This window comes from Novosphingobium naphthalenivorans NBRC 102051 (assembly GCF_001590985.1).
Classification (GTDB): Bacteria; Pseudomonadota; Alphaproteobacteria; order Sphingomonadales; family Sphingomonadaceae; genus Novosphingobium; species Novosphingobium naphthalenivorans.
The window spans coordinates 1-5,984 of sequence record NZ_BCTX01000143.1; the positions used below are offsets into that span (position 1 = coordinate 1).

Annotated in this window: 5 protein-coding genes and 1 pseudogene; all 6 read left to right on the plus strand. The window is 67.9% G+C overall.

Going from position 1 to position 5,984, the window contains the following annotated elements; all coding sequences use genetic code 11:
- Positions 1 to 216 (plus strand): zincin-like metallopeptidase domain-containing protein (locus tag NN5_RS23765; protein ID WP_157081310.1); only part of this gene is annotated, 216 nt, incomplete at its 5' end.
- Positions 217 to 376: 160 nt separating this feature from the next.
- Positions 377 to 2,491: a ParB/RepB/Spo0J family partition protein gene (locus NN5_RS23770; protein WP_067739036.1), complete on the plus strand. Its 2,115-nt coding sequence runs from the start codon at positions 377 to 379 to the stop codon at positions 2,489 to 2,491.
- A gap of 131 nt (positions 2,492 to 2,622) precedes the next feature.
- Positions 2,623 to 3,039: a hypothetical protein gene (locus NN5_RS23775; RefSeq protein ID WP_067739039.1), complete on the plus strand. Its 417-nt coding sequence runs from the start codon at positions 2,623 to 2,625 to the stop codon at positions 3,037 to 3,039.
- A complete protein-coding gene (locus NN5_RS23780; RefSeq protein ID WP_067739042.1) occupies positions 3,036 to 3,299 on the plus strand; it encodes a DUF6117 family protein in 264 nt (87 codons plus the stop codon). The genes NN5_RS23775 and NN5_RS23780 overlap by 4 nt, the downstream gene beginning before the upstream one ends.
- Entirely contained in the window at positions 3,296 to 3,592 is a 297-nt protein-coding gene (locus tag NN5_RS23785) for a hypothetical protein (RefSeq protein ID WP_067739045.1), read from the plus strand. The genes NN5_RS23780 and NN5_RS23785 overlap by 4 nt, the downstream gene beginning before the upstream one ends.
- A gap of 150 nt (positions 3,593 to 3,742) precedes the next feature.
- Positions 3,743 to 5,984 (plus strand): annotated as a pseudogene (locus NN5_RS23790) (strawberry notch-like NTP hydrolase domain-containing protein); the annotation flags it as partial.

Consider the following 5,984-nt stretch of genomic DNA (forward strand, 5'->3'; position numbering starts at 1 on the left):
GCCGAGATCAACGCGGCCTTCTGTTGCGCCTCGCTCGGCATCGCGCCGACCGTCCGCCATGCAGACTACATCGGCTCGTGGCTGGAGGTGCTGCGCGAGGACAATCGCGCGATCGTCCGCGCGGCCTCCCAGGCGAGCAAGGCGGCCGATTGGCTGCTCGGCTTCCTGCCGGACGCCGACGTCGGCATGGCCGATAACGAACGCCAGGCAGCCTGACGATCCTGAAAACCGGAAAGGCGCAGAAGCAGGTTTCCGGCTTCACGCCTTTCCACCTCCGTGGCGCTGCCCTCCTGAGAGTGAGAGGGCGGCGCTTCGCTTCGTGACGGGTTGGAGGTCGAGAGAGAGGTTCCCGGCCGCCCGTCGCGGAGTAACGAACATGGCGACTGCCATTCAGAAGATCACCCTGTCGTCGGCGCGCGACATCCCCTTCAACAAGCTGGTGCTGAGCCAGTCCAACGTCCGGCGCGTCAAGGCCGGCATCTCGATCGAGGAGCTGGCCGAGTCCATCGCCCGGCGCGGCCTCATCCAGAGCCTGCATGTCCGTCCCGTCCTCGATGCCGGTGGCGCCGAGACCGGGATGTTCGAGGTGCCCGCCGGCGGCCGCCGTTATCGGGCGCTCGAACTGCTCGCGAAGCAGAAGCGCCTGGCCAAGACCACACCGGTGCCCTGCGTCGTCGGCGACGCCAACAGCGACATCCTGGTCGACGAGGTCTCGCTGGTCGAGAACATCGAGCGCGCGCCGCTCCATCCGCTCGATCAGTTCCGCGCCTTCCTGGGGCTGCGCGACAAGGGCATGACCGAGGAGGCCATCGCCGCCGCCTTCCTTGTCGGTGTCAATGTCGTGAAGCAGCGCCTGCGCCTCGCTTCCGTCTCGCCCGTGTTGCTGGAGATCTATGCCGACGACGGCATGACGCTCGAACAGCTCATGGCCTTCACCGTCAGTTCCGACCATGCCCGTCAGGAACAGGTCTGGGACGCGATCAAGGATGGCTGGCAGAAGGAGCCCTATCACATCCGCCGGATGCTGACCGAGACCGCGGTGCGAGCTTCCGACAGGCGAGCCGCCTTCGTGGGCGTCGAAGCCTACGAAGCGGCCGGCGGCATCGTGCTGCGCGACCTGTTCCAGTCCGACGATGGAGGCTGGCTGCAGGACCCCACCCTGCTCGACCGCATGGTCACCGAGAAGCTGAAAGCCGCCGCCGACGAGATCGCGGGCGAAGGTTGGAAGTGGGTCGAGGCCGCCCTGAGCTTTCCCTACGGTCACGAACACGGGCTTCGGGAGCTTGTCGGGACCACGGTCGACCTGACCGATGAGGAACGCGCCTCCCGCGAGGCGCTGCGCGAAGAGTATGATCGGCTCGAAGCCGAATATGCCGAAGCCGACGAGCTGCCCGACGAGATCGACGCCCACCTCGGTGAAATCGAGCAGGCGCTCGACGCCTTCGAGCAGCGTCCGACGATCTACGATCCGGCCGAAATCGCTATCGCCGGCGTCTTCGTAAGCCTCGACTCCGACGGCTCGCTGTCGGTGGATCGCGGCTATGTCCGCCCCGAGGACGAACCACCGGCTGACCCTGAAGGCGACGATACGACAGAGATGAGCGTCGAACCCGGCCATCCGGTCACGCCTGCGGTTCAACGCGCCGTCGTCACCGTCGGCGGCCAGGCCGTGGAACCGGAAGACGACGAGGAAGACGGCATCAAGCCGCTGCCCGAGCGTCTCGTCGTCGAGCTGACCGCACATCGCACTCTGGCGCTGCGCAACGCGGTCGCCGAGCATCCCGATGTCGCCATGACCATGCTGCTGCACAAGCTGGTCAGCGACACCTTCCGCCATACCGCGCCGACCGGCTGCCTCGAGGCCAGTGTCCGCCACGTCTTCTTCTCCGCGCAATCGGAGGAGCTGAAGGACAGCACGCCCGCGCGCGAGGTCGCCGAGCGACACGAGCGCTGGGGCGATCACGTTCCCGCCGACGACCAGGCCCTGTGGGACTGGCTCTCCTTGCTCGACCCCGGCACGCGCCTCGACCTGCTCGCCCATTGCGTCAGCTTCGGCGTGAACGCGCTGTTCGAGCGGCCCAATCCCTATAGCGGATCGGGTGTCAGCCAGCATGGGCTGGATGTGCGCCTGGCTCAGGCCGACCGACTGGCCCGCGCCACCGGCCTCGACATGGTGACGGCGGGCTGGAAACCGACCGTCGGCAATTACCTCGGCCGCGTGACCAAACCGCGCATCCTCGAAGCCGTGCGGGAGGGCGCGGGCGAACGGGCCGCCCAGCTCATCGACCACCTGAAGAAGGGCGACATGGCCAAGGAGGCCGAACGACTGCTGGCCGACGCCGGTTGGCTGCCCGAGCCGCTGCGCCTGATCGACCACGATTACCCGGCCGCGGACGGCGAAGGCGACGAAGCGCTCCCGGCTTTCCTCGACGAGGAGGAGGAACCCTCCGACGACGAGGACGAAGCTCTGCACGCCATCGCCGCCGAATAGCGCTTGAGCGCGGGGCGGATCCGTCCGTCCCGCGCCCTTCCCGCTCCCTGTTCCATCAGCCCGGCCCCAGAGCCCGACAGTCTGCGCGGCTGTGCCGCGCGGGCCGGGCTTTCTCGTTTCAGGAGCCTGTCATGGCCGACTATTTCACCCATTTCTCGTGCCTGCTCGACGTCGGCACGCCCGAGAACGCCGCCCGAGCGCTCGATCTCTACAACCGCCTGTCCGAGGACGGCGCATCGGAGGAACCGCCCTCCGAAGGCTTCCTTCTCTCGATCCAGCCGGAGCATGGCGCCAGCCAACTCTGGATGCGCGACGACGTGACCGGCGATCCCGAACGCCTCATCCACTTCGTGAAGCGCTGCGCCGCAGAGTTCGGCCTGACCGGCAGATGGGGCTTCCAATACGCCAACACCTGCTCGCGCCCACGCCTCGACGGGTTCGGCGGCGGCGCCCATGTCCTCGACCTCGCCACCGGTGAGACCGTGGACTGGATCTATACCGATGGCTGGCTTGCCGAAACCATCTCCGATGAGGGAGGCCCACTATGAGCATCCCCTCCCATGCCCGGAGCAATTTCCAGACCCTGCTGCGCGCGGCGGGCGACGGCAATCTCGTCCTCATGGAATGCCTCGACGCGGTGACGGGCAGCCCGCGCTACGTCATCTGCGCCGTGGGTCGGGACGATGGCGATTACGTCTTCACGCCCTTCGGCCATCTCACCGACGGCAACCCCTATGACGCCTATCTGCCGCCCGATCCTGACGATCCCGAAGGTTTCGTGCGCCCCGAACCGGGAGAGGCGCCATGACCGACATCGACGCCATCTTCGCGGCGGATCGCCAACATCCTCCACACGAACGGTCCCTGCCCTGGCCGGAAGTCAGGGACGGCATCACCGTCGTCGTCGAGCCCAAGCCCCATTGGGCTAGCGACATGCGGGCGTTTCGACCTGAGACCCGTGAATATTGCGCCTATGCCGATTGGATCGTGAACGGCGCGCGCGCCAGGTTCTTCGGCCACGTCGATACTTGCGGCGGCGACCTCATCCGCAAGGCGCGCATGCTGATCGCCTTCGAGATCGCGGACGGACATTGGAATTGATCGTCGGAAAAGCGCCCCACCTCGCGGTCGGGCGCTTTTCTAATGCCAGCGTCCCGAGAGTGAGAGGGCGGCCGGAACAGGTTTGAGCCGGTGCGGTCGAGAGAGAGCGCCGCGCGGGCTCCCTGTTCCCGCTCTCCCGAGGCTCGCATCATGACCCTGATTTCCGCATCTGCGGCGGCTTCCGCCGCCGCGCCGCGTCCGCTCGGCTCCAATCTCGAACCCGCCGACGCCATCTTCACGGCCGCCAGTCTGCTGCTGCCCCATCTCGAACGCGGCGAGCGTGTCGATGCCGCCGCTCTGCGTGCGGCGATGGAGACCGCTTGTCGAGGCTCGGACGCCGCCGGCGCTTGGGACTGGAAGACGGCCTATGACGCCTGCGAGGCAGCGACCGTTCTGTTCCTCCGCAAATATGGACGTGCGCTTTTCCGCAAAGCCGGGTCTTCGGCGGCCCGTCTTTCCGCGCTGTCGAAAATCGCCAACCTTCTGCCGACGCATACGCGGCGGTCGACGGAGAGCCAGACCTTCCAGCAATTCTCGACGCCGATCCCGCTCGGCCTGGTCGCCGCCCACGCCGCGGCCATCACCCCGGCCGACCGGGTGCTGGAGCCGTCGGCGGGCACCGGCTTGCTGGCCATCCTCGCCGAGATCGCCGGCGGCGCGCTCGTCCTCAACGAGCTGGCCGACACCCGCGCCAGCCTGCTGTCGCTTCTCTTCCCGGCCATTCCCGTCACCCGCTTCGACGCGGCCCAGATCGACGATCATCTCGACCCCGCCGTCACGCCCAGCGTCGTGCTGATGAATCCGCCGTTCTCGGCCATGGCCAATGTCGAGGGCCGCATGGCGGACGCTGCTTACCGCCATGTCGCCTCGGCCCTCGCGCGCCTGGCCCCCGGCGGCCGGCTCGTGGCGATCACCGGCGCGAGCTTCGCACCAGAGAATCCGGCCTGGCGGGACGCCTTCATCCAATTGCAGGCGCGCGGCCGCGTCGTCTTCTCCGCCGTCATCGACGGCGCGGTCTATGCCAAACACGGCACCACCATCGAGACGCGCCTGACCGTCATCGATAAGCGGCCCGCCGACGATCCGGCCGTGTTCCCGGCCGCACTCGGCGTCGCGCCAGACGCAGCCACGCTGCTGGGCTGGCTCGACGATCATCTGCCGACGCGGCTCGCCGTCGATCCCTCCCTCACGGTCCCGACCGTCGCGGCTTCCGCCCCTCGCAGCGTGCGCGGCTATGTCAGCCGCACCGCCAAGGCCGTCCCTGCGGCCGTGCCGATGGCCGAGCCCGAGGGCCTGCCACTCGCCTACGAGACCCAGGATGGCCTAGCGGGCGACGGCGGCCGTTTATCCGACGGCATCTATGAAGAATACGGATTGCAGGCGATCCGTATTGCCGGTTCTCAGGCGCACCCCACCAGGCTGGTGCAATCGGCGGCAATGGCGAGCGTGGCGCCGCCCAAGCCGAGCTATCGGCCACACCTCCCCCCAACATCCATGAGCTGTTGTCGGATGCCCAGCTCGAGACCGTCATCTACGCGGGCGAAGCGCACGCGGACCATCTCGCCGGATCGTGGACGGTGGACGCCACTTTCGATGTCGTCGCCGCCGCGCGCGAGGATGCAGTGAACGTCGTGCGCTTCCGGCGCGGCTTCATGATCGGCGACGGCACCGGTGTCGGCAAAGGGCGCCAGTCCGCCGCGATCATTCTCGACAACTGGCTCCAGGGCCGCCGCAAGGCGGTGTGGATCAGCAAGTCCGACAAGCTGATCGAGGACGCGCAGCGCGACTGGTCGGCCCTCGGCATGGAGCGCCTGCTGGTCACGCCGCTATCGCGCTTCCCGCAGGGGCGGCCGATCACGCTGCCGGAGGGCGTCCTATTTACGACCTATGCCACGCTACGCTCCGAAGCCAAGGCTGAGAAGGTTTCGCGCGTCCGGCAGATCGTCGAATGGTTGGGCTCCGACTTCGACGGAGTCCTGATTTTCGACGAGGCGCACGCGATGCAGAACGCCGGTGGCGGCAAGGGAGAACGCGGCGATGTCGCCGCCTCGCAGCAGGGCCGCGCGGGTCTGCGGCTCCAGCACGCGCTGCCGAACGCCCGCGTCGTCTATGTCTCGGCGACCGGCGCCACCACGGTCCACAACCTCGCCTACGCCCAGCGGCTCGGCCTGTGGGGCGGCGAGGATTTTCCGTTCAGCAGCCGCGCCGAGTTCGTCGAGGCGATCGAAGTCGGCGGCGTCGCGGCGATGGAGGTGCTGGCCCGCGACCTGCGCGCGCTCGGCCTCTACACCGCCCGCTCGCTCTCCTTCGACGGCGTGGAATACGAACTGGTCGAGCACGCGCTGACCCTCGAGCAGACCCGCATCTACGATGCCTATGCCGGGGCCTTCGC